This is a genomic window from Vibrio sp. AH4 (assembly GCF_030710545.1).
Taxonomy (GTDB): Bacteria; Pseudomonadota; Gammaproteobacteria; order Enterobacterales; family Vibrionaceae; genus Vibrio; species Vibrio metoecus.
Window position 1 is genome coordinate 2,299,940 of record NZ_JALAIV010000001.1, and the last position, 24,865, is coordinate 2,324,804.

The following is a 24,865-nucleotide window of genomic DNA, read 5'->3' on the forward strand; positions in this document are numbered from 1 at the left end:
GACTCCTGTTTCGAGAATAAATCATGCTAAAACGTAATTTAATTGCTGCTGCTATTGTTGGTGTTGGTTTGCTGTCGCCAATGAGCTACGCCAAAACCTCCGCTGATCTGATGATCACCGATGCTATGGTGTTGACCATGAATGGCGACAAAACGGTATACCAAAACGGTACCGTTGTGGTGAAAGAGAACAAAATCATTGCGGTGGGTGATGCTGAGTTAGCCAAGCAATATCAAGCTAAACAGGTGCTGGACGTCGATGGCGACATCGTGATGCCGGGGCTTATCAATACCCATACACACGTTTCGATGACGGTGTTTCGCTCTTTAGGTGATGATGTACCCGATCGTCTGCATCGTTACATCTTCCCGCTAGAATCGAAATTGGTGTCGCGCGATATGGTACGCATTGGCGCGAACTTAGGTAACGTGGAGATGCTCAAAGGCGGCGTGACCACTTATGCCGACATGTATTATTTCGAAGATGAAGTGGCGAAAACCGTGGATCAAATTGGGATGCGCGCGGTATTAGGCCAAAGCGTGATTCAATTTCCGGTAGCGGATGCAAAAAATGCCGATGAAGGTATTCAGTACGCACTGAACTTTATCGAGCAATATAAAAATCACCCGCGCATTACCCCTGCGTTTGCTCCGCACGCGCCATACACCAATACCACAGAAACCTTGCAAAAAATCGCCAAGCTCTCTTTAGAGAAGCAAGTGCCAGTGCTGATCCATCTCGCGGAATCTGACCGTGAGCAAGAGAAAATTGCCGAGCGTTCGAATGGCTTGTCGCCTGTACAGTACATGCATGATATCGGTGCTTTGAACGCAAACTTAGTCGGCGCACATATGATTTTGATCGATGATAAAGACATCGAACTGGTGAAAAAATCAGACATGGGTGTGGCGCATAACATGAGTGCCAACACCAAGTCAGCCAAAGGCGTGTCGCCAGCCCTGAAAATGTACGATCAGAATGTGCGTATCGGTTTAGGTACGGATGGCCCGATGTCGGGCAACACGCTGAGCACGATTGATGAATTCAACCAAGTGGCAAAAGTGCATAAACTGGTCAATCACGATCGCGCTGCGATGCCACCGCTAAAAGTGATTGATATGGCAACCATGGGCGCCGCCAGAGCGCTGCACATGGAAGACAAAATCGGCTCTCTAGAAGTGGGCAAACTCGCGGATATCATAGTGATTGATACCAAAGCACCGAACATGGTGCCGATTTACAACCCTTATTCGGCATTGGTTTACTCGGCAAACAGTGGCAATGTTCGCCATGCCGTGATTGATGGCAAACTGGTGATGCAAGATCGTGCCATCAACACCGTCAATGAAGAGCAAATCCGCAAGGAAGCGCTCGCGTTCACCGACATCGTTCGTAAGAGCGTGCTCGATTCAGGCGAAGAGATTCGTTAACGGCGTGAAAGCTGAATAAAAAATAACAATTTCTGCTAGAGATAAGAAAAGGCTTGCGGTAGTATCGCCGGCCTTTTTTCGTTCAAGAGTAGGAGTACGCAAATGTTCATCGGGTTTGATTACGGCACGGCTAACTGTTCGGTGGCCAGTATGCAGGACGATAATCCAGTGCTGATCCCTCTTGAGCGTGACAGCCTTTATATTCCTTCCACATTGGCGGCGCCGACTCGTGATTCGGTGCCTGAGCATCTGTTTCGTCACCGCCAGATTTCACCGGCTGATGCACTGGGCGAGCAATTGCTGCGTCGCTCGGTAGCCGCAAACCGCGATGAAGGCATCGACTTACAGTTTGATGATGTGGTGTTTGGTCAGGCGGCGCTCGATCTCTATCTGTCCGATCCGCATGAAGTGTATTACGTCAAATCGCCAAAATCCTTTCTAGGGGCGATGGGATTGCACGACATTCAACTGAGCTTTTTTGAAGATCTGGTGTGCGCCATGATGGCCAATATCAAAGCCCAAGCGGAAGCTCGCTCCAACGCAGTGATTAATGAGGCGGTGATTGGTCGTCCGGTCAACTTCCACGGCCGGGGTGGGGAAGACTCTAACCGTCAGGCGGAAAATATTCTGCGCCGCGCAGCCACTCGTGCTGGGTTTCGTCACCTAGAGTTCCAGTTTGAACCGGTAGCCGCAGGGCTTGAGTATGAAGCGACACTGACTGAAGACAAAACCGTGTTGGTGGTGGATATCGGCGGTGGTACCACGGACTGCTCGCTTATTCAAATGGGACCATCTTGGCGGGGTAAAGCGGATCGTACGCAAAGCCTCATCGCGCATACCGGTCAACGAGTGGGTGGTAACGATCTTGATATCCACCTTGCCTTTAAACAGTTGATGGCACCCTTTGGTTTTGGCAGTCAAATGCTCAGCGGGCTAGACATGCCGATCACTCAATTCTGGAACCCGATTGCGATTAACGATGTTAGCGCGCAGGTGAAATTCTTCTCGCGTGAAAATCTGGTGGATTTAAAACGTCTGCACAAAGAAGCGCGTGAACCAGAAAAGCTGGCACGTTTGCTCGCGGTGTACCACGATACCTTGGGCTACAGCTTGGTGAAAAAAGCCGAAGAAGCGAAAATTGCGCTATCGGATGTGGCGCAGGTGACTGCGCAAATCAAAGTGCTATCTGAGCTGCTAGAAGTCGACATTCAACGTGAAGCCATGATTGAAGCGATTGACGTGCCAAAAACCAAGATGATTGAACTGGTTACGGAAGCCGTCACCTTGGGTGGCGTGACGCCGGATGTGATCTTTATGACCGGCGGTAGTGCACGTTCACCGATTTTACGTGCTGGTGTTGAGCAGGCACTGCCGAATGTACCAGTGGTCAGTGGTAACTACTTTGGTTCAGTCACGGCGGGGCTTGCACGCTGGGCGCAGGTTTGTTTTCGATAATCTTATGAAGCCTTCTTCGGAAGGCTTTTTCACACGGGTCATGAGTGTACCAAGGTGTTTGGCGATCGGCGCAGAATTGCGTAACATAGCCGTATCTTCCTTTCTGTTTGGCACAAAATGACCATGATCCAAACCCGCATTCTGATCTCCGACTCTACTGACCCGTGGTTTAACCTCGCGGTTGAAGACACCATCTTTCGTTCGATGCCTGCCGACCAACGAGTGCTGTTTTTGTGGCGTAACGCCGATACCGTAGTGATTGGTCGTGCGCAGAACCCGTGGCGCGAGTGCAAAACCGATCGTATGGAGCAGGACAACGTAAAACTCGCTCGTCGTCAGACGGGGGGCGGAGCAGTGTTCCATGATTTGGGCAATACCAACTTCACCTTTATGGCCGGTAAGCCGGAATACGATAAAGCAATCTCAACGCAGATTGTGCTAGCCGGATTGAAAAAGCTGGGTATTAACGGTGTCGCAAATGGTCGCAACGATCTGGTTTTGGAAGATGAGCAGGGTATTCGTAAATTTTCCGGTTCGGCTTATCGTGAAACACTGGATCGCGGTTTTCATCATGGCACGCTGTTGCTCAGTGCTGATCTCAATCGTCTGGCTGATTACCTAAACCCTGATCTCAAAAAGCTACAAGCTAAAGGCATTACCTCGGTGAAATCACGGGTTATCAATCTCAATACCGTCAAGGCCGATATTGAACACCAACAAGTGTGCGAGGCGATCATGCAGGCTTACTGTGAGCACTACCAACAAGAAGTTGAGCCAGAATTTATCTCACCGCAATCATTTCTGGATTTACCGGGTTTTGAGCAGAAATTCGCATTGCAAAGCAGTTGGGATTGGAACTTTGGCCAGACGCCACCGTTTACTCATAACATGGATGAACGTTTTACTTGGGGTGGTGTGGATGTGTATCTTGACGTTGAGCGCGGCACAATCATGCAGGCGACCCTCTTTAGCGATATGCTTGACCCATATCCGATGGAACAGCTGGCACAGCGTTTGAATGGTCTTGCTTACAATAAAACTGCCGTAGCACCTTGCCTTGCCGACATGATAAATGAACTGCCGCAATATCAGACGCAGCTTGAGGATTTTCAGCGCTGGTTTCTCGGGCAGATTGATTAAGTCAGCGAACGGCCTCTTTAGCGAAGAAAAATTCGCAGCTGCAAGCTAAGGCGGTGAGCCAGTGCCGCTAAAGTTACGTATCTCTTTAATGGGTAACGGCTATTCAAGGTGAAACGTGGCTTCGCACAAAAAGGCTCACTTGGTGCACAAAATTTGCCCTGTCTGTTTGCGCTCGTTTGTTTGGCGCAAAAAATGGCAACGCTGTTGGGCAGAGGTGACATACTGCTCGGAGCGTTGTCGGCGTAACCGTTCAGGGCTGACTAAGGCTTATGCCAATAGCTGAAAGCGACTCGCGACCAATGATTGATGATGTAATCGATCAGGGCTTGGGTACGTTCTGGCAAGAATTTTCGCTGCGGATGGAGTAAATACACATCCGCCCCTTCAATATCCCATTCGGGGAGTAACTCGACCAATTTTCCCTCATTCAATAAGGGGGCCATCAAGCCTCTTGGTAGGCGGGCAATTCCCATGCCTTGTAAGGTCGCTTGTACTATGGTGTCCAGTTCATCAGAGCATAGGCGTGCTGCAGGTACAAATTGCATTTTCTGCTCACTGTGTCGATGTTGGAAAATCCACGGTAGCTTGTGGTTGAGGCTAAGCAATGGGGAGTGGGTGAGCTGTTGTGGATGAGAGAGTGAGAGTGTGGCGGCAAACGTTGGGCTGGCACACAACACTGAGGGGTTACGCGCCAGTTTGCGGGCAACCCAATCTGATTCTGGTTGTGGGCCAAAGCGCAGTGCGATATCCAAATCCCGCTGCGTGAAATAATCTAGCCCCGAGCTGACTTGCATACGCAAAGTGACGTTAGGATGCTGCTCAGAAAATTCTAACGCTAAAGGCGTGAGTTGATGACGTAGCGGTAACACGGGGGCACTAATGGCAATTTCACCGCGGTAATCACGTTTAGCTTGCTCGACTTGATCTTGTTTACGCTCGATTTCGGCAAAGAGCTCTGCATAAGTGTGGAACAGTTGTTCCCCTTCTTTGGTCAGCACCAGTTCTTTACTGTTGCGGATCAGTAAAATGCTGCCAGTGTCTTGTTCAAGTTGCTGAATACGTCGGCTAAGTGTGCTGGTGGACATCGATTTCTGTTTGGCCGCTAAGGCAAAACTACCACAGCGAACGACGGTCAAAAAAAGCGCCAGATCATCGAGTTTCATGCTTAATCCCATTTTTGCAATTTTGCGTCCCATTCTATCCTATTTTAGGATGGTTGTGATTTGGTTATCTTGTGCCACAAAGTCCTATTTCGCGACGATAATCGACCACAAAGAGAACCCATGTATTCCGATCCACACCCTTTACCTGCCGCTAACCCACGCATCATTTTTGCTAGCGTGGCGTTAGTGATTGCCCTTGGCTCACTTGAAAAAAGCATCGTCACCACACCACTTGCCCTGATAGGACAAGATCTCTCCGCAGGGAGTGCCTTAACGTGGGTCATTACGGCTTATTTGCTTGCCGCTACGGCCGTATTACCCGTGTATGGCAAACTCAGCGATCTGTTTGGGCGAGTACGTATGCTGAACATCAGCATTGGAATTTTCATTGTGGGGTCGGCGCTCTGTACGTTTGCTTATGATTTGCCCACGTTGATTGGCGCGCGCGTGATTCAAGGTATTGGTGGCGGCGGGTTGATTGCGCTGGCTTTTACCGTGATTGCCGATTCCATCCCGGCTCGTGAGGTTGGGAAATATCAAGGTTACATTTCCGCGGTCTATGCGGTTTCTAGCATTGCAGGCCCTTTGCTCGGAGGCTATTTTGCCGATCATTTAAGTTGGCGCTGGGTGTTTGGCATTAACTTGCCACTGGGTTTGGTGGCACTGTATATGGTGAATCGTCATCTCAAACACCTTAATCAAAAACGCCAAAGCCGTTTTGATTGGTTGGGGGCTGGGCTACTCATGGTCTTCACCACTTTGCTTTTACTTCAACTCTCGTCACATACCTTTCTTCCTTCGGGGTGGGGAGCCTTTGCTCTTTTGCTCTGTTTGGGGTTGTTGATCTTGGTGGAGAGACAGGTCAGTGACCCGATTTTACCTGCGCGACTGGCACGTTTGCCCGGTTATTTAACCGCGATTAGTTTGATTATGATTGCGCAGATGCTGATGTTTGCACTGCTGGTGTATATGCCACTTCAACTGCAATGGCAAAAGGGGCTTTCGCCCTCACAAAGTGGTTCCGCCATGGTGATCTTTATGTTCAGTATCACGACTGGCGCGTATCTCGGTGGCAAGTGGGTTGCTCGCTCAGGGCGATACAAAGCTCTGGTGGTGGGCGGTTTTCTGCTGTCTGCTTTGGCGATGTGGCAAATACATTATGATCTTTGGGTGCACTTATCGCTTGGGGTTGCTGGTCTAGGTTTAGGTTTTACTTTGCCTGCGCTTGGTGTCGTGGTGCAAAGCGTACTGCCTGCGCGTGATCGTGGCATTGGGATGTCACTGTTTAACTTTGGCCGTGAACTCGGCGGTGCATTGGGTGTGGCATTTTGTTCGGCACTGTTTTACTTGCGCGTTCCACAAACTGTGACAGTGAGCGAACACGGCAGCCAAGCCGCATCGATCACTTCAGACGTTCTCGCTCAGGGATTTAGTCTGGTGTATTTGGGGATGAGCTTGTTAGGTCTGCTTGCTATGTTGATCACTGCATGGCGTTTACGCCGTGATGCATTGAAGGCAGAATAATTATCGACCAAGATAGCCAAGCGTATCTTACTTAGGTAGGATACGCTTCACATCAGGAAGTGAGGACGACCTCACCACTCCATTTCTTTTCGGGGACGACCCCATATATGAGGTATATATATGGCGTGGTTAATCCTCTTTCTCGCCGGTATTTGTGAAATCGCTTGGGCGATTGGTCTGAAATACAGTGAAGGCTTTAGTAAGCCACTGGCTTCTGTCGCTACCTTGTCTGCGTTGATCATCAGCTTTGTGTTACTGGGTGTTGCCTTGCGCACTCTGCCATTAGGTGTGGCTTATGGAATGTGGGTAGGGATTGGTGCTGTTGGTACGGCACTCGCCGCCGCTTTCTTATTTGGTGAAGCCTTAACCGTGGTTAAGTTAATCAGTTTACTTTTGATTATCGCAGGGATTGCTGGGCTAAAAATGAGTGCCTAACATTATCACCGAAAGCCAGAGCCGTTATGCTTAATCGGCTCTGGTGAATGGCTTTAGAACAACTCAATTTTCGGCAAAGGATTTAGCAGGATAAATAGACGCACAGATTAGACTAAAGAAGTAAATTATTTTTTCTCAATAAAAACAAAACTATGTGTCTCTTATAAGCATCTGTTTCAACGGTTTGCAATTTCATAACCTAGACTAATTAAGAAAATACTCAAATTAGAAACAAACAAAACGTCGATTTTGTACTAAGTGATCACCACCACGCGTTGGCTAGCGGGTTTGTCTATCTACTTGAAGGCTTTGATGACGAGTAGGTTGAGACATTTGGGGAGCCATATTTTATGGCATGTAACAAGGAACGTGAGGCGCGCTGTTATGAAGTGGTTTAAAAACTTATCCATTACCCAAAAAATGATCGCTCTGGTTGGGTGCTTACTTGCTCTAACGTTAATGGTTTCCGCTTATTCTCTTACTAAGATGAAACGAGTAGCGGTTGAGATCGAGGCAATAGCTCACGATAACTTACCTTTGGCAAAATTGATGACGGATATGACCGTACATCAACTCGAAGGTGCAATCACTCTTGAACGAGTCTTCCGCGCAGCAGGTATCGAAAGTAGTCAAGGTAAGCAGCAAAATCAGTATCAAATACAGCTCAATGATCTTGTTAATAAATTCAAGCAAGAATTTAACCAATCTCGCCAACTACTTGAGTCCTCTATAGAGCATGCGATTTCCCCTTCAATACGAAGCTATCTCACTGATCTGGAAAAAGATCTTGACTCATTAGGTCGTGAACATGAAGTCTTTGAAAGAAAGCTCAACAACTTGCTGAATGAACTTCGCTCTGGCCGAGATGTTAAATTATTAGTCGCCGATGCCGAGCAGATTGAACATTTACAAATCAGCTTAGATCAACATTTAATCGATGTTCTGCGTAAAATCGAGCAAGCAACTGAGCAATCTGTCTTAGTGACAGAGCAAGAAGAACGTGAAGCGCTATGGGGAATGATTTACTTAAGCGCATTTTCGGTTTTGTTTGGCTTGGTCGTAGGTTTTTCTTTTAGTAAGCAAATTGTTGTCTCGATTGCTCGCGCCCGTAAACTGGCAACTGAAATGGCCTCTGGCAACTTCAGTAAGCGAGCCAAGGTAACGACGGGGGATGAAGTGGGGCAGCTGATTACCAGTATGAATACGACTGCGGAATCACTCAGCCATATGGTGGGGGAAGTCATCGATCGTGCCAATACAATCGCGTCAACCGTGACAGAACTGGCTTCTGTGGCGGAAGGCAACAAGCACTCAGTGCAACGGCAGCAAGCGAATACTGAGCAAGTGAGCAGTGCGATGGCGCAAATGGCAATCACGATCACTGAGGTTGCCAGCAGTGCAGAGGAGTCTTCCGCCTCGACAGCACGAGCTCAAGAAAATGCTCGTCAAAGTTGCAGCGTTCTGGCGCAAACGGAAGCGGTTTCAAGCCAACTGGTGGCAAACGCCCAACAATCACAACAAATGATTGTCGAGTTAGAGGCAAGTACTCGGCAGATTGAAAGCTTTGTCTTAGTCGTTGAGGGCATTTCTGAGCAGACTAATTTACTGGCATTAAATGCGGCGATTGAAGCGGCGCGTGCTGGTGAACAAGGGCGTGGCTTTGCCGTTGTGGCTGACGAGGTGCGAGCGTTAGCTTCCCGTAGCCAACAAGCCACACATGAAATTAAAGGATTGATTCAAACGTTGGTGGAGCGAGCACAAAGCGCAACGAAAATGATTGATTCAAACGATCAGCAAATAGAAGACAGCTTTGCTTCCATCTCTGAAGCTCGCAAACAATTAGACTCCATCAATCAAGCTTTGCAAGAACTGACTTCGGCGAATACTCAAGTTGCGGCCGCGAGTGAGGAGCAATCTGTCGCGGCAGATGAGATTAGCCATAATATGATTGATATCCGTGATGCCGGAGAAACGGTGCTACTCAGCGCACAAGAAACGGCTCAGGCGAGTGAAGATTTAGCGCAACAAGCTCAAGCGTTGAGATTGTTGATGGGGCGCTTTGTGATCTCATAAAAAAGTTGTCTATACTGGAAATTGCTTGTTATTCATAACAATTAAATCACAAAATGCGCAGCCCGCTGTTTTGAGCGGGGTTTGAGTGATAGGAAGCCAATATGTTTTTCTGGAAAAAAAAAGCGGTGACACCGGAAGTCGATTCACAACAGAGCCAAGATGGGGATGTCGTTTTAGCCTTGAAAAATAACATGGCTTACATTGAGTTTGATCCGCAAGGTAAAATTTTAGACGTGAATTCTCTGTTCTTAAATACGATGGGCTACAACAAAGAAGAGTTGATCGGGCAACATCACCGCATGTTTTGTGATCCTGAGGCACTCAAAGGTCCAGAATACGCGCATTTTTGGAAGAGTTTGGCGCATGGGCAAGCGCAGCGTAAAACCTTCCACCGTATCAAAAAAGATGGTTCAGACATTTGGATTGAAGCGATTTATATGCCCGTTCGCAACAGTAGCGGAAAAGTCTATAAAGTGACGAAAGTGGCTTACGATGTTACGAAACAAAAAAACCGTTCAGATAAACAAGCGGCAATATTTTCGGCGTTGGATCTCTCTTCGGCAGTCATTCGCTTCACCCCTGATGGCTATGTCAAAGATGCCAATGATAATTTCTTGAGAGTAATGGGCTATCGGTTAGAAGAGATCGTAGGTAAACATCACCGCATGTTTTGTGATGATGCATTTTATCAAGAGAACCCCAACTTTTGGCGCGATCTTGCCAAAGGCGAATTTAAATCAGGGCTTTTTCACCGCAAAACCGGCCACGGAAGAGATATTTGGCTAGAGGCAACCTATAACCCAACCTTTAGTGACGGTGTCGTGACTCAAGTTGTTAAATTTGCATCAGATGTGACCGAACAAGTATTGAAAGCGAGAGCAACCAAAGATGCTTCACAAATGGCTCAACAAACGTCAGCCGAAACCGTGAATTTGGCCGAGTCAGGGCGCACTATGATTGATGAGGCAGCGACAATCGCAGGTGGCATCAAAGAATCGATTGTTGGTGCTAATTCGCTGATGACGGATCTGTCCTCTCAATCACAACGAATTGCTCAAATTGTTACCACCATTAATAAAATTGCTGAGCAAACCAACTTGTTAGCGTTAAATGCGGCGATTGAGGCCGCGCGCGCGGGTGAGTATGGGCGTGGTTTCGCGGTGGTGGCTGATGAAGTGCGCAGTTTGGCATCCAACACCAGTCAAGCCACCAGTGAAATCGATAATATTGTGAAACGTAACAGTGAGCTGACGGCACAGTCCAGTGAAACGATGGAACAAATCCAAGCGAAAGTGACAGAGTTCAACGACATGCTGCTGCAAACGCAGGGTTTGATTGAACAAATCCAAAATGCGGCTGAAAATGTGCAAAAAACCGTCAGTGAGATTGCCGATTAATCCAAGGCTTTTGGGGATGTCGGCGATGTTAGCCCATTGGCGTTAAATTAGACGGTGGAGTGAAAAAATTCCGCAGTCTGTTCTGGGTTGGTGGTAGAATCCAACCCTTGTTTTTTCGGGTGAGCCAAGATTCGGTTCAGCCATTAAGATTACCTATTTCGAGTAAATTCATGCCTTTTTCTCAACTTGGTTTAAGTGACGTTCTCACTCACACTGTGGCGCAACTTGGTTACCAAACTCCAACTCAAATCCAAACTCAAGCTATCCCTGTTATTTTACAAGGGCGCGATGTTATTGCGGCCGCGCAAACCGGTACCGGAAAAACCGCTAGCTTTGTTCTGCCGATCCTCGAAAAACTGCGCCAAGGACAGACACAGCGGAAAAAGCGTGTTCGCGCATTGATTCTTGTGCCAACGCGAGAACTCGCGATGCAGGTAGCAGAAAAAGTGGAGCAGTACGGTAAAGCCACAGGGTTAAAAGGCCTAGCCGTATTTGGTGGTGTGGATGAACAAGCGCAAAAGCAACGCTTGATTGATGGCGTCGATGTGTTGGTGGCAACACCAGGACGTTTGATGGATCTCTATGGGCAACGCGCTGTCTATTTCGAAGAAATCGAAATGGTGGTACTGGATGAAGCCGATCGCATGTTGGATATGGGCTTTATTGAATCCATCAATAAAATTATTGATTGCTTGCCGAATGAAGTGCAGTTCTTACTGTTTTCCGCGACACTGTCACGTAAAGTGCGTGAACTGGCGAAAACGGCAGTCAATGATCCTTATGAAATTACTATTGCGGCCAACCAGGCATCAAAAAGCAACATCAGCCAGTGGTTGATCACTGTGGATAAAGACACCAAATCGGCGTTGCTAAGTCATTTAATCACTGAACAGCAGTGGGATCAGGCGCTGATTTTTATCGAAACTAAGCATGGTGCAGCCAAACTGGTTACACAGCTAGAAAAGCGCGGGATTCAAGCGGAAGCATTTCACAGCGGCCGTAGCCAAGCGATTCGTGCACAATTGCTTGAGGACTTTAAAGCAGGAAAAATCAAATACTTGGTTGCAACCGGTGTTGCGGCGCGCGGCATTGATATTGAGCAACTTTCTCGTGTGGTTAACTACGATTTACCTTTCCCTGCCGATGAATATGTCCACCGAATTGGCCGAACCGGACGTGCGGATGCGGTTGGTGAAGCCATTTCGTTTGTGTCGAAAGATAACTTTAAAAACTTGTGCATGATTGAAAGCCGCTTAGGGCATTTGATTGAACGCCGTGTCGTGGAAGGTTTTGAACCTAAAAAACCAGTGCCGATTTCGATTCTGAACTATGTGCCAAAGCATAAGCGTGTAACGCAAGAACAATAAAGAGCGATCAAAAAGGCCGGGAGAATCCCGGCTTTTTTATGTCTTGTTTTTACGATCAGTTTGGCGCGTAGAGGCACAAAAATGCGTCCACCGCCCGCTGAGTCGTTGCCTTGAGTTCACTCGGTGTCGGCTTGTCAATCGCACCTAATGAGAAGGGCTCAAAATATTGCGCTGAAAGTAAGGCTTTGAAATGCATTGCGGCGACCCAAGGATCACACTCTTTGAGTGAACCACACTCAATTTGGCACGCTATATAGCGGCTTAAGCGCGTCCAACCCCGTTTAGGGCCATTTTCATAATAATGTCGACCAATTTCAGAACGGTCAGCTTCGTGAATCGCCATGCGATAAATCGCCATCACTTCTGGTGTTAAAACCGAGTTCAAAAAATTGTAACCAAATTCTAATAGGGCGGGTTTTACCTCTCGATTTTGATCCAAAGAGAGGAAAGAAAGGGCTATTTGCTCTGTTGCTGACGACTGCATGACGGCAGCAAATATCTCTTCTTTCGAACTAAAATAGTTGTATAGCGTCGCTTTTGACCCCCCCAATGTCTTTGCAATATGTGACATAGAAGTTTGTTCAAAGCCTTGTTGTGTAAAGGAATCTTTTGCAATTTCTAAAATTGCTTGCCTTTTTTCTTCGCTTTTTACCCGCATAAAATCGTCTATTTCCAGTTAGAAATTGTGGATAAGTTTCTCTTGACGATTTCCTTCTGTCAAGAGTATAACTGTACGGTACGGTTTAGTTATAAGGTTTTCAAATGTGAAAAATAGCGTTCAATCGGTAGGTTTGCTGCATAAAGCCGCACCTTATTTTGCCATTTCTCTGCTTAGCGCCTTAGTTTTAACGGGGTGTTCAGTGCCTGAACATCACAATGATCTGGCGGTGATGCGAGAAGCCAATGAGCTTAGCTCGACCAACACTTTTTCTCACCAAGCTGAAATGGACTGGCCATCAGCAAATTGGTGGCAACGCTATCAAGATGAACAATTAAACCAACTGATCGAGGAGGCGTTGCAGCACTCGCCCTCATTAGAGGTCGTGATGGCTCGGCTGAAAGGAGCGCAAGGGTTAGCTCGTCAAGCCGGAGCGGCTCGATCATTTGATCTCGGGCTGGCAGCCTCGGCCACGGAAAGTAAAGTCAGCGAACGTTATCAATCAGCCACGCCGCCGGATGGATGGAATGACTACGGTACTTTGACCCTAAATTTTCAGTATGACTTTGACTTCTGGGGAAAGAACCGCGCAGCCGTGACGGTAGCAACTTCTGAATTAGCGGCAGCTGAGGCGGAAAGTGTGGCAGCACGTTTGATGATCAGCACATCGATTGCCAATGCGTATGCAGAGCTGGCTCGTCTTTATGCCAATCAACACACAGTACATGCCGCATTGGAAGTGCGTAACAAAACCGTTGAGCTTTTAGACAAACGCTATGCCAATGGTTTAGAAACGCTAGGCTCAGTAAGCCAAGCGAAAGCGATTGCGGCGAGTGTGGAAGCCGAATGGCTTGGAATTAATGAATCTATTCAGTTACAGAAAAATGCTTTGGCCGCTTTAGTGGGGCAAGGTCCTGATCGTGCGCTCATGATTACTGAACCCCGTATCCAATTAACTCATCGTTATGGTTTGCCCTCTGAAGCGGGCGTTGGGTTATTGGGACATCGTGCGGATATTACTGCAGCACGTTGGCGTGCTGAGGCTGCATCACAACAGGTGGGCATTGCTCAAGCACAGTTTTACCCAGACGTTACCTTATCCGCGTTTATTGGTTATCAAGCATTTGGTCTGGATCATCTGTTTGATAGTGGCAATAACGCTGGTGCGATTGGTCCGGCGATCTACTTGCCGCTGTTTACTGGAGGGCGTTTAGAAGGGCAACTGACTTCTGCTGAAGCACGCTATCAAGAAGCGGTCGCTCAATACAATGGCACGTTAGTGCAAGCTTTGCATGAAGTGGCAGATGTGGTGACGAGTAGCCAAGCTTTACAAGCACGAATTAACAAAACACAACAAGCCGTTCAGCAAGCTGAGCAAGCATTGCATATTGCGACAAACCGCTATGAAGGTGGCTTAGCCACGTATCTGGATGTTTTGGTGGCTGAAGAATCCTTACTCAGCAACCAAAGAGCGTTAGTCAATTTGCAATCACGCGCTTTCAGCCTAGATTTGGCGCTGATCCATGCGCTAGGCGGCGGTTTTGAAACAACAGAATCTTAATGGGTTATCTTCAATGAATTCAAATAATACTGACACCGAGTTTGATGGTGAACGCGCAGCTCAGTCGCGTAAAAAAGGGTTTCTCGGATTAGCGGCCGCAATTGTGGTTGCAGGGGGGAGCTATGCACTCTATTGGCACTTTATCGGGTCACGCTACATTTCAACCGACAATGCTTATGCGGCAGCAGAAATCGCCGAAGTCACGCCAGCTGTGGGCGGGATTATCGCGCAAGTGAATGTGGTGGACACCGAGTATGTCAAACAAGGTGATGTACTTGTGCAGTTGGATGATACTGATGCGCGATTGGCTTTGCTCCAAGCTGAAGCGGATTTGGCTCTCGCAGAACGCCGTGTGCGTAGCTATCTAGCAAATGATGAAGGGTTGACCGCGATGGTAGAAGCCCAAGAAGCCAATGAACAGCGCGTGAAAGCGCAATTTAAAGCCGCACAAGCGGATTTTGAGCGCGCCAAAATCGATTTATCTCGTCGGGAAGATTTAGTGCGTTCGGGATCCGTGTCTGGTGAAGAGCTGACGAATGCCAAAACAGGGTTTGCACAGGCTCAAGCGAACTTTAACGCCGCAAAAGCCGCTATGGCTCAAGCTCAGGCGACCAAACTATCGACTATCGGATCACAAAAAGCCAATGCTGCGTTGACCGATAATACGACTGTAGACAGTAACCCTGAAGTCTTACTGGCGAAAGCGCGTTATGAACAAGCGAAAATCGATCTCGAACGAACGGTTATTCGTGCGCCGATCAGTGGTGTGGTTGCTAAGCGTCAAGTGCAAGTAGGGCGTCGAGTACAAGTGGGTATGCCATTGATGACCGTAGTGCCGACGACTCAAATTTATGTCGATGCGAACTTTAAAGAAGTGGAACTGCGTAACGTGAAAGTCGGGCAACCGGTGACATTAACAGCCGATCTGTATGGTGATGAAGTGACCTATCATGGTGTGGTTGTTGGTTTTTCTGGTGGTACGGGTTCTGCGTTTTCCATGATCCCTGCGCAAAATGCGACAGGTAACTGGATTAAAGTGGTACAGCGTCTACCGATCCGTATCGAGTTGGACCCCAAAGATCTGCAAGCCTACCCATTGCAAGTTGGACTTTCTATGGTGGCAACAGTAGATACCGCGGGTAATACAGATCCGCAAACCTTAGCCCAGTACCGTGCCGCAAAAGCTTCAACGCAAGGCTAAGGTGAATTCATGAGTCATAACACTGACAATGAGATTCAACCCTTATCAGGATGGGCACTGTTTTTCGGTGCCTTATGTCTGGCAATGGCGAATTTTCTCGCAATTTTGGATACGACCATCGCTAACGTATCGGTTTCAAGTATTGCTGGGAGCTTAGGTACATCAACCAGTCAAGGGACTTATGTCATCACCTCTTACGCCGTTGCAGAAGCGATTTCAGTGCCTCTTACTGGTTGGTTAGCCTCACGGTTTGGTTCTATTCGGGTTTTTGTCACCTGTTTCCTATTATTTGGTGTTTTTTCTCTGCTTTGCGGTTTGGCCAACAGCATGAATACGTTGGTGATGTTTCGGATCTTTCTCGGCTTTGCCGGCGGGCCTTTAATGCCACTGTCGCAAACCTTGATGATTCGGATTTTCCCGAAAAACAAAAGCCATGCTGCGATTGGTATTTGGTCGATGACGACGCTTGTCGCGCCGATCATGGGGCCAATTTTAGGGGGAGTTCTGTGTGATCAGCTCAGTTGGCCATACATCTTTTTCATCAAAATGCCTTTTGCGATTGCGGCAGCATTGCTGTGCTGGAAGTTACTGAGAAAATTTGAAACCAAAACCAAGCATTCGAAAATTGATAAAGTGGGGCTGGCGCTACTGGTTGTGTGGGTCGCGGCACTGCAATTGATGTTGGATGAAGGTAAAGATCATGATTGGTTTGAATCCTCTCGTATTGTGATGCTGGCAGCGATTGCCGTGATTGGCTTTATCGCGTTCTTGATTTGGGAGTTGACGGAACGTAATCCGGTAGTGGATTTAAAGGTATTCCGACATCGCGGTTACAGTATGAGCATGGTGACGTTGTCACTCGCTTTTGGCGCATTTTTTAGTATCTCGGTACTGACACCGTTGTGGTTACAAATCTATATGGGGTACACCGCGACTATCTCAGGGCTAGCAACCGCAAAAATGGGGATCTTAGCGGTATTTTTGGCGCCTATTGTGGCAAATTTGTCGTCTAAGTTTGATCCGAGGCCGTTCGTTTTCTTCGGCGTAATGTGGCTAGGGTTATGGACTTTCATGCGCGGTTTTAACACGGTAGACATGACGTTCTCGCAAATCAGCTGGCCTTTGTTCTTTCAAGGCATCGGTATGCCACTGTTCTTTGTGCCATTGACTGCGATTGCCCTAGGTAGCGTGAAACCCCATGAAATAGAATCGGCTGCCGGCTTGATGAATTTCATTCGAACCTTATCTGGTGCCTTTGCTACCTCAATGATCAATACATCATGGGAACATGAAACACGTTATGTCCATGCTGAATTAGCCGGATTAACCGATAAAGCCGGAATTGCTACGCAGGCCATGCAAAGCTCAGGAATGAGCGCTGAACAGAGCCGATCAGCGATGGACTGGATGCTACAAAATCAGAGTGTGATGGTGGCAACTAACCAGTTGTTTATCGTGATTGCACTGATCTTTGTATTTGCAGCCTGCATGATTTGGTTTGCGCCAAAACCCAAGCAAGCGGTGGATACCTCTGCTGTTCATTAAATACCAGTTGGCGTATGAACAGAACATACGCTGACTTTTACACCCAAGCTATATACCCAAACTATATACACAAACCATGTGCAATCGCAGCTAGGCGGTAAGTGAGTGAATCCCCATGAGTACGAGCAAACTGTGTGAGTGGGGATGAATGAATAAGCGCCAGCACCACTGCTACTTTCAGTAAGAAGTTTAGTGATTTTTATGTCAATTAATTGATATAAAAGTGAGATATTATTCCATAATTATTTGTTGTCAGTTGACAAGAAATCATCAAAATGCTCGATATTAAGTGATGCTTTTATCACTCAAATTTATCGAGGTTATACTTTTGCCTTCATTCTTTGGTTTTGCTCTAGTTTCGTTTTTGATCCTGTTTGTGTCTCTTTTGGTTATTAGTTTCTATCGAGTCAAAGTAAAAGCGCAGCAGCTTGAAATACAGTTATCTGAAATAAGCCAAAAGCATACAGATGTCTTACGGCAGTTGTCTTTTGAAAAAGACACAACACAACAACTGTTAGATGAATTAAACCGCAGTTTCGCTTGGTTAAAAGTGTCTATCTCTAGCTTCGATGAGCGTCATAAAGAGATATGTCCATTGATGGAGCGAATCAATCAATTGATTGAGACTAGTCGTTTAGTGAATACAACGGAAAATCTGACATTTTCAACCCCATTTCTTATGCAACCTTGGCTAAAGGGCCGGCTGAGTCATGAGAAAGCAAAGACCGGGTTTGAGTTACGCATTCATGTACGTGAAATTCCTGACGTGCTAGTTCAAATGAACTTTGAGCTCTTAGAGAAAGTATTCAGCCGTTTTTTTCACGATATCCAGAATAACAATTTTACTTTTTATGCCATTGAAATGGAGCATGAGAAAGGTGTTCGTTTCACTCTCACAGGAGATTTGGCATTAGAAGATTGGGAAGAATGTGCAGATACACAATATTTAATGCTCAAAAAGGAAGTAACCGCGAATGGTGGCGAGTTGTGCTGTCAGCATAGTGCAAAAGTCATAACGCATTACTCAGTCTTTTTACCAGCAATAATCCATCAGCTCCCTAAATTTATGCCAGATTTAACACATTTTTACCAAGATATTGCTGATGAAACCAAAGCCAAGATTCTTATTGTTGAAAGTGATCCAGAAGTAATGGATTGGCTTTATTTCCACCTTGCACCTGATTATAGAATTGCTCTCTGTCAAACATTACATGGCGCTCAATATGAGCTAGATGAATATGGCTGCGACCTCATTCTCTGTAACGCCATATTAAACGATGGCGATGCCGCTGAGTGGCTTGCACAGCTTAAAAACATGTCAGAATACGCCGCGATCCCATTTGTCATTCTCACTGAGTTCGATAGTCAACAACAGCGTCTTCAAGCATGGCAGTCATGTGCGGATGATTGTATAAGCAAAAGCAGCGATCCCGCGCTCTTAGTCCTCAGACTTAATGCATTGCTAGAGAACCGGCGCCTTATTCAACAACAAATGTTGTCTATATCGCTCCAAAGTAAACCCATTGAACAAGTAGAAGAAGTCACTGAAAGCGCAGAGTCGCCAGATGCTCAGTTTGCGAAACAACTGAGACAAGTCATTGATCGCTATGTTACGAGTCAAGAACTCACTGTAGATTTCGTTGCTCAGCAATTTCATACTAGTAGCCGCTCTTTACAACGACGTTTACAAACAGTATTCGGACTTTCATTTTCTCAATACTTAAAACAAACCCAGCTACAACGAGCTAAAGAGGCACTTATTGAGGGGCGAACGGTAAAAGAAGCGGCATTCCACGCAGGTTTTACCAGCCAAAATTACTTTGGCCGAGTATTTCGTGCTGAATATGGTGTGCCACCGAGTCAGTTCAAAAAAGAGTTCGCTAAAAAGCAAACTTCCACATAGTTTTGGCATTGTTTCAAACAGAAGCTATACCGATGTAAGAAGCGATTTTTGTTTTTTAAGAGTGGCAAATAATCGGTCTATTAATTGGCGCTCACTCTCCTCCGAAACGTGCTGCAAACATGAAGTATGAAGGGATAAAGAGATTAAGGATTGAGCCTTCATTTCTACATCTTTTGCTAACTGGAGAGCGTTCTCAATCTTCATATTAGGCAAAATGACTAAAAATATATCGCCCACATAGCGACTTAATAGCGCCTCTTGAGGTAACTGGTTAATCAATAGGTGACAGAGTTGCTTTAAGCGCATATCACCAATCGTATAGCCATGAATGTCATTAATCTTACGAAACTTGATTACATCGAGGGCTAACACAGTCACAGGAGATACCCTACGTCGACTTTCAATAATGAGCTGTCTCAATTGTTGTTCCAAAGCATGGCGATTAAGGCTTCCAGTCAATGAGTCGGTATTAGCCATTTTTTCCATCTCTTCTAACAACTGCTCTTTTTCGGTTACATCATAAAGAGTGACAACTGAACCTATTGCCATCGCTTCATTTTCTCCGATCAAACAGCGTTGAACTTGCAAGCGGGCATCGCCTAACCGCAGGACATGCACCCCATTTAAATCAAGCAAGTCCGGTTCAAAGAGAGTATAAATCGATTGTCCTATCACAGATTGATCTAATGTTGGGAATAGATTTTGAGCTTTCGGGTTGTAATCAATTACGCGTAGCTCATCATCAAGAACAATATAACCATGTTCGACTTGATGGAAAATTTGGTCTCGGGCAATCGGACTAATCTTGATAAAACCATAACGGAATACACTGATTGAAAAAGCAACAATGCAGAAAGAGAAACCAAAGGCACTCATGTCCAACCCATAAGGAGTATTACCGAACAAAGTCCAAGTATAGTTGAGCCAAGTTAGAGTAATGCCTACCAAAATAAACAGGATCTGTGGCCTCAGAACAGGATGAGCATTTTGCATGCAGCGAATAAATATGATGATCGAGCAGATGACAGAAAAGTGAATGTAAAGCGAATAGGCCCAATAGATCATTCCAATTTTATTGGTCGTAATGGTCAGTCCGCTCACTTCAGACAACCCGATAATACTGAACCCTTGTCCGTGCCATTCATTAGTCAATTGGGCAACAAGAACCAATGAACTAATAATAAGAAGAGTCGCAGATAACCAATGCGGAGGCGATTTTCTGGTTTGGTAGCTTATTGCAAATAACAAAGCACAACTCGGAATGAACACCGCACCCACAAATTCAAGATTAAGCCAAAACAGCACAGAGGCTAAATCATCACTCGCAAGCTCAAACGCATATCCGAATGCCTCTATAGCATACGCTAGCAGTAAGCAGACAAACCAAACAGTGACAGCCTGGTGACGAACTTTAAGCGCTGCACCAGCCAGCAAAAGGCATAAAAAAGCAATTAAAAGCAGTAACCAACTTAAAACCGTGAAATTAGAAAACATCCCTAACACCTGCACTATATCTCCAAAACATCAGTTTCATGCGATCAATCCAATCTGCTGAACCTATTTGCCATGTGCATGTTAACCTGCTTGAGATAAGCCGCAAAGCGTCATAAAACAAAAGCTTGATCGCAAACTACCATTATCTATTCGCACTATCACGCCAATCATTCGCACTCTTACGCCAAGTGGGTTGTTGCTCCTGTACACACCCTTTAATTTGTCTGCTCAAAGCGAAATTCCGGTATGGCAAATCAAAAGGAATATAAAGTGTTTAAATTTGATAAAGGCTTTGTTCCCTGCATTTTGGGTTCACTACTTCTCTTTTTATTGAGTGGTTGTGGTGAAGACAGTGTAGAGACAAGTGGAAGCGGAAGTAATACCAGTGTAGTGGGGGATAGTGCGGCAAGTGGTACTCAAGATGAGGTAGACACATTATCTATAGTCAAGGATATTCGATTCAGTAAAGGTCCCAGCTCGGTATTGCTGGATTGGGATGCCGTTGATGGGGCTACCAGCTACCATGTCTATTACGCGCGCGAATCGGGCATCGAGCCCGACAGTTACGCCAGCAAAGTCGATGGCACTTGGTTGCAAAATGTGCAGCCACCAGTTCGCATCAGCAACTTAACCCCACACGTATGGCATCTGGTGGTTACTGCAGTGCATCCAGATGGTGAAAGTGCCGCCAGTGGCGAAACCAGCTTTTTTGCCGCCACCCAACCGCTGAACGATAGCGGTGTAGATTGGTGCGCCGATGGCAACCAAAACAACCTCGATTGCCCTGTGCAAGGCTATGAGGGGCAAGATGGCGAGCATGGCCGCGATGCGCTGGCGCGCAAAGGGCAGTTGCAAAAAATCGGTGGCGGCACGGCAGGCTTTGATTTCACCAAGCTCGATAACAGCGGTAACCCATTACCCGAAACCGCCAGCGAATGGAGCTGCGTGCGCGATAACGTAACCGGCCTAATTTGGGAAGTGAAACAACCTGCGGGAAGCGCTGGCCTGCGCGATGCCAACCATACTTACAGCTGGTATAACCCCGATAACAGCACCAATGGTGGTGATGCCGGCACACAAAATGGCGGCTCCTGCCAAGGTAGCGCTTGTGATACTCAAGCCTTTGTTAATGCAGTCAATAGCCAAGGGCTCTGTGGTGCCAGCGATTGGCGTTTGCCGTCGGTAAATGAATTACTCAGCATTGTCCATAATGGCCGCACTTCCCCCGCGATAGAGCAAAGTTATTTTCCATATACACCTCAATACAGTTTGTATTGGTCGTCTTCGCCCAGTGCCGTCGGTGTTAACTACGCGTCGTTCGTCGACTTCAGCAGTGGTTACGTCGGCGACAACTATAAGAACCCCAGCTACCACGTTCGTTTGGTGCGAGCCGGACAGTAATGGGCTTTTGGCAAATAAGGAGAAGTGATGCGTTTTCTGGCTCAGTTACCTATCTGGCGCAGTGACCTAGCGGGCGCGTCACTTTTAATGCAGCGGACGGGCGTTGCCCGCCGCGCTAACAAGTTTTGCGATACAGGATACACACTATGTTAATAATCAATTATTACGGGTCGCTGGCTATCGCGCTATCGGCGTTATTGCTGGCGGCCAATGCCCAAGCCAGCCGCTTATGTGCGGGTATCGAAAACACGGCTATCACCGCCACTACGCCCAGCGCGGATTTTACGGATAACGGTGATGGTACTGTTACCCACCATAAAACCGGGCTTATCTGGCAGCGCTGCAGCCTTGGGCAAAGTTGGGATGGCACCGATTGCATCGGTAATGCAACTGAGTTTACTTGGGCAGATGCCTTAGCGGCCGGCGCGCAAAATTCCTTGGCAGGATTCAGCGATTGGCGCTTGCCCAATAAAAATGAGTTGGCTTCAATTGTTGAATTCCGATGCATTGCCCCAGCAATTAATAATCAGATATTCCCAGCTACGCCATTAGACTGGTACTGGTCGTCTTCGCCCAATGCCACCCTTAGTTACAGCGCCGCATGGATCGTCAGCTTAGGCTATGGTGACGTTAACTACACCAGTAAGGACTACCACCACCGCGTTCGTTTGGTGCGAGCCGGACAGTGATTGGGTTTTGGTGCTGTTGCGCTTATTTCCAGCCACCAAAGCCCTGTGGTGATTGTGGTGAATAAAACTGCAACGTTAGCTGAGCTACTTAAGCCGCCAACTACCGCCCCGCGTTATCTGGGTTATAACCAAGCCCAGTGGCGCGGGGCCGTTAAAGAGTGGTTGCCGTTGTTGCCATCACTGGGCTTTGCTTGGTTTTTTGTTTTCACCGTGTGTGCATAAGTTCCCGAGTAAGTGGGGCTGGCAGAAACGAAAAAGGATACCAAGGGATACTAGTATAAAAGTTTCATGTTTCATGATGATAGCCCTACTCGGGTTGGAGCGAATTAGATGAAAATAAAACAAGCGTTATGGCTAGTCACTGTGTTTTGCGCCAGTATCTCTATTGCGCAAGCCAATAACTGTAGTAAAGAAAACTGGGCACCTGATAGTCGTTACACCATTAAAAACGATATCGTAGTTGATAACGAAACGGGGCTTGAGTGGAAACGCTGTCCGGAAGGGTTGAACTGGAATGGCAGTGCGTGTACGGGTGTTCCGTTAGAGATTAGTTGGAACGATGCTATAAAAAAATACGCATCGTTAGGTCGTGATTGGCGACTTCCGACTTTTCAAGAGCTGGCTACGTTGCGTACGAGGGGAACCAGTGACCCAAGAGTTCTTCAAAGCTCTAATTGCAATAAACCAGCGATAAACCAGCTAGTGTTCCCAGGGGGAGCAGCAATGGGCGCGTTTTGGTCTTCTTCAGAAAAAGAAAATGATAATGGTGTTTCGGCTTGGTTTGTTGTGTTTACGGAAGGATTGCTCCACACATATTATAAAAAGGCTGCAGCAAATATCCGTTTGGTTCGCTCTATTGGGCAGGCTGAATATATTGATAATAACGATGGGACTGTGAGCGATAAACGCACTAACTTAACTTGGGCGCGCTGTAGTGTTGGCCAAAACTGGGACGGTCAAACATGTAGTGGTACGGCTACAGAATTCAATAGTGATGATTTAATTTCCGTCATTAATAGCGCAAATGGTATCGTGACTGGTACCAGAGAAGTGGGAAAACCCTTTTGGCGACTGCCAACGGTAGATGAATTAGAAACGTTAATATTTTGCTCTAAAGGTTATGAGTACAAGACACTTCCAAGTGGAAAATATGTCGCCCAACAATCTTGCTTTAAAGAATATTCACAACCTCGTATCGATTTAACAGAGTTCCCCAATACGCCGAAAGTTAACTCCGATTATTGGACGTCATCGGTTAATAGTGTAGAGAGTGAAAAAATAGGAATAGTTGGATTTGAATCGGGCTTAACAATTTATCAAAAACCACACTCGTATTCAGATAATTATGTTCGGCTGGTGCTTGATAAGAGTACGTCAGTGTATGAGGTTAACGCTGATGGCACTGTCTACGACAAAGCGACCAACCTCACTTGGATGCGCTGTAGTCTTGGTCAAACTTGGGACGGTAAAAGCTGCATTGGTGAGGCGCAAAAATACACTTGGGATGAATCGATAAAGATAACGCTCAATTTTGCTGGTTCAAACGCTTGGCGTTTGCCAACGGTAGAAGAGCTTGATTCATTGGTCTATTGCTCGAAAGGACGTAAGCCATCATGGGGCCCTGGCCACAAGTATACAAGAGATACAAATGGGCAATGTGTCGGAGACAACTATCAACTGCCGACTATCGACATCAGTGCTTTTCCAAATACACCAGTTCTTTATTATTGGTCGTCTTCGCTCCTTAGCCGAAATAGTCCCAACGCGTTTATCTTCGACTTCGGTAATGGTGGTGTCCTCGGCGGAGAAAAGCTCATCTTTCTTCCAGTCCGGTTGGTGCGTGTTGGATCAAATCCAAGTACACCTAAACCAGCGCTCTCTTCTTCTGAACAAAAACAACCGACTGCAACCGTGAACCAATATGTGGTTAATCCGAATGGTACGGTATATGACAAAGAAACCAACCTTACTTGGATGCGCTGTAGCTTAGGTCAAACCTGGGATGGCAAAACCTGCACTGGTGAGGCGAAAAAATATACATGGCATGACGCCACCAAACTAACGCAGCAATTTGCGGGACCAACCGCTTGGCGCTTACCCACAATTGATGAGCTGGATTCATTGGTTGACTGTTCGAACGGGCGTAAGCCTTCAGTGCGTCCCAATGGTAAGTCTGTGCAAGATACCGATGGCCAATGCCTTGGTGACAATTACCAAAGGCCGACCATCAATATTAGTGCTTTTCCCAGCACGCCAGATTCTTGGTATTGGTCGTCTTCGCCCTATGCCAGCCATAGTTACTACGCGTGGGACGTCAACTTCGGCTATGGTGGCGTCGACTGCGACAGTAAGAGCAGCGACGGCCACGTCCGTTTGGTGCGAGCCGGACAGTAATTGGGTTTTGTCAGTGCGCCTTTGTGGCGCATTTT

The 24,865-nt window shown here is 46.8% G+C and carries 20 protein-coding genes; 17 read left to right on the forward strand and 3 right to left on the reverse strand.

Annotation, left to right across the window (positions count from 1 at the left end):
- Nucleotides 1-23: 23 nt before the first annotated feature.
- The 4 genes from MKA69_RS10700 (at nucleotide 24) to MKA69_RS10715 (ending at nucleotide 4,308) form a co-directional block, all read left to right on the forward strand.
- Nucleotides 24-1,430 (forward strand): amidohydrolase, encoded by a 1,407-nt coding sequence (locus MKA69_RS10700; protein WP_055028491.1) that lies wholly within the window; start codon nucleotides 24-26, stop codon nucleotides 1,428-1,430.
- Between the two features lie 102 nt (nucleotides 1,431-1,532).
- Entirely contained in the window at nucleotides 1,533-2,885 is a 1,353-nt protein-coding gene (yegD, locus tag MKA69_RS10705) for a molecular chaperone (protein WP_305848001.1), read from the forward strand.
- Between the two features lie 123 nt (nucleotides 2,886-3,008).
- On the forward strand, nucleotides 3,009-4,025 hold the full coding sequence (locus MKA69_RS10710) for a lipoate--protein ligase (protein ID WP_055032757.1): 1,017 nt from the start codon (nucleotides 3,009-3,011) through the stop codon (nucleotides 4,023-4,025).
- 115 nt (nucleotides 4,026-4,140) lie between these two features.
- Nucleotides 4,141-4,308 carry a DUF2256 domain-containing protein gene (locus MKA69_RS10715; RefSeq protein WP_305848002.1) on the forward strand — a complete coding sequence of 56 codons (168 nt, stop codon included), beginning with the start codon at nucleotides 4,141-4,143 and terminating at the stop codon, nucleotides 4,306-4,308.
- Here MKA69_RS10715 and MKA69_RS10720 read toward each other — a convergent pair.
- Complete coding sequence (locus MKA69_RS10720; RefSeq protein WP_305848003.1) at nucleotides 4,286-5,221, reverse strand: LysR family transcriptional regulator; 936 nt, start codon at nucleotides 5,219-5,221, stop codon at nucleotides 4,286-4,288. The genes MKA69_RS10715 and MKA69_RS10720 overlap by 23 nt on opposite strands.
- Nucleotides 5,222-5,308: 87 nt before the next feature.
- Between MKA69_RS10720 and MKA69_RS10725 the strand changes: the two genes are divergently transcribed.
- The 5 genes from MKA69_RS10725 to MKA69_RS10745 all read left to right on the forward strand — a co-directional run bounded on the left by MKA69_RS10725 (nucleotide 5,309) and on the right by MKA69_RS10745 (nucleotide 11,984).
- Entirely contained in the window at nucleotides 5,309-6,712 is a 1,404-nt protein-coding gene (locus MKA69_RS10725) for an MDR family MFS transporter (protein WP_305848004.1), read from the forward strand.
- Between the two features lie 120 nt (nucleotides 6,713-6,832).
- The gene (locus tag MKA69_RS10730) at nucleotides 6,833-7,147 is read left to right on the forward strand and encodes a multidrug efflux SMR transporter (protein ID WP_000312385.1); all 315 of its coding nucleotides are present in this window, start codon (nucleotides 6,833-6,835) and stop codon (nucleotides 7,145-7,147) included.
- Nucleotides 7,148-7,531: 384 nt separating this feature from the next.
- The gene (locus MKA69_RS10735) at nucleotides 7,532-9,220 is read left to right on the forward strand and encodes a methyl-accepting chemotaxis protein (RefSeq protein WP_305848005.1); all 1,689 of its coding nucleotides are present in this window, start codon (nucleotides 7,532-7,534) and stop codon (nucleotides 9,218-9,220) included.
- Nucleotides 9,221-9,321: 101 nt separating this feature from the next.
- Complete coding sequence (locus MKA69_RS10740; RefSeq protein WP_095468135.1) at nucleotides 9,322-10,617, forward strand: PAS domain-containing methyl-accepting chemotaxis protein; 1,296 nt, start codon at nucleotides 9,322-9,324, stop codon at nucleotides 10,615-10,617.
- Between the two features lie 170 nt (nucleotides 10,618-10,787).
- Nucleotides 10,788-11,984: a DEAD/DEAH box helicase gene (locus tag MKA69_RS10745; protein WP_055034506.1), complete on the forward strand. Its 1,197-nt coding sequence runs from the start codon at nucleotides 10,788-10,790 to the stop codon at nucleotides 11,982-11,984.
- Between the two features lie 55 nt (nucleotides 11,985-12,039).
- Here the strand turns inward: MKA69_RS10745 and MKA69_RS10750 are convergent, their stop codons facing one another.
- Nucleotides 12,040-12,642, reverse strand: a complete 603-nt coding sequence (locus tag MKA69_RS10750) for a TetR/AcrR family transcriptional regulator (protein ID WP_055030818.1) — start codon at nucleotides 12,640-12,642, stop codon at nucleotides 12,040-12,042.
- A 106-nt stretch (nucleotides 12,643-12,748) separates the two neighbouring features.
- Between MKA69_RS10750 and vceC the strand changes: the two genes are divergently transcribed.
- The 4 genes from vceC (at nucleotide 12,749) to MKA69_RS10770 (ending at nucleotide 18,852) form a co-directional block, all read left to right on the forward strand.
- Nucleotides 12,749-14,203, forward strand: a complete 1,455-nt coding sequence (gene vceC, locus MKA69_RS10755; protein ID WP_305848006.1) for a multidrug efflux MFS transporter outer membrane subunit VceC — start codon at nucleotides 12,749-12,751, stop codon at nucleotides 14,201-14,203.
- Between the two features lie 13 nt (nucleotides 14,204-14,216).
- Nucleotides 14,217-15,404 carry a multidrug efflux MFS transporter adaptor subunit VceA gene (gene vceA / locus MKA69_RS10760; RefSeq protein WP_305848007.1) on the forward strand — a complete coding sequence of 396 codons (1,188 nt, stop codon included), beginning with the start codon at nucleotides 14,217-14,219 and terminating at the stop codon, nucleotides 15,402-15,404.
- A gap of 9 nt (nucleotides 15,405-15,413) precedes the next feature.
- Complete coding sequence (gene vceB, locus MKA69_RS10765) at nucleotides 15,414-16,949, forward strand: multidrug efflux MFS transporter permease subunit VceB (RefSeq protein ID WP_305848008.1); 1,536 nt, start codon at nucleotides 15,414-15,416, stop codon at nucleotides 16,947-16,949.
- Nucleotides 16,950-17,277: 328 nt separating this feature from the next.
- Nucleotides 17,278-18,852 carry a response regulator transcription factor gene (locus MKA69_RS10770; RefSeq protein WP_305848009.1) on the forward strand — a complete coding sequence of 525 codons (1,575 nt, stop codon included), beginning with the start codon at nucleotides 17,278-17,280 and terminating at the stop codon, nucleotides 18,850-18,852.
- Nucleotides 18,853-18,876: 24 nt separating this feature from the next.
- Here MKA69_RS10770 and MKA69_RS10775 read toward each other — a convergent pair whose 3' ends face one another.
- Nucleotides 18,877-20,346 (reverse strand): histidine kinase N-terminal 7TM domain-containing protein, encoded by a 1,470-nt coding sequence (locus MKA69_RS10775; RefSeq protein ID WP_305848010.1) that lies wholly within the window; start codon nucleotides 20,344-20,346, stop codon nucleotides 18,877-18,879.
- Nucleotides 20,347-20,616: 270 nt separating this feature from the next.
- Here MKA69_RS10775 and MKA69_RS10780 point away from each other — a divergent pair, with 270 nt between their 5' ends.
- From MKA69_RS10780 to MKA69_RS10795, 4 genes are all read left to right on the forward strand, one after another.
- Entirely contained in the window at nucleotides 20,617-21,747 is a 1,131-nt protein-coding gene (locus MKA69_RS10780) for a DUF1566 domain-containing protein (protein WP_305848011.1), read from the forward strand.
- A 146-nt stretch (nucleotides 21,748-21,893) separates the two neighbouring features.
- Nucleotides 21,894-22,436, forward strand: a complete 543-nt coding sequence (locus tag MKA69_RS10785) for a DUF1566 domain-containing protein (protein ID WP_305848012.1) — start codon at nucleotides 21,894-21,896, stop codon at nucleotides 22,434-22,436.
- A gap of 57 nt (nucleotides 22,437-22,493) precedes the next feature.
- Entirely contained in the window at nucleotides 22,494-22,658 is a 165-nt protein-coding gene (locus MKA69_RS10790; protein ID WP_305848013.1) for a hypothetical protein, read from the forward strand.
- Between the two features lie 108 nt (nucleotides 22,659-22,766).
- Complete coding sequence (locus MKA69_RS10795; protein ID WP_305848014.1) at nucleotides 22,767-24,830, forward strand: DUF1566 domain-containing protein; 2,064 nt, start codon at nucleotides 22,767-22,769, stop codon at nucleotides 24,828-24,830.
- Nucleotides 24,831-24,865 lie beyond the last annotated feature (35 nt).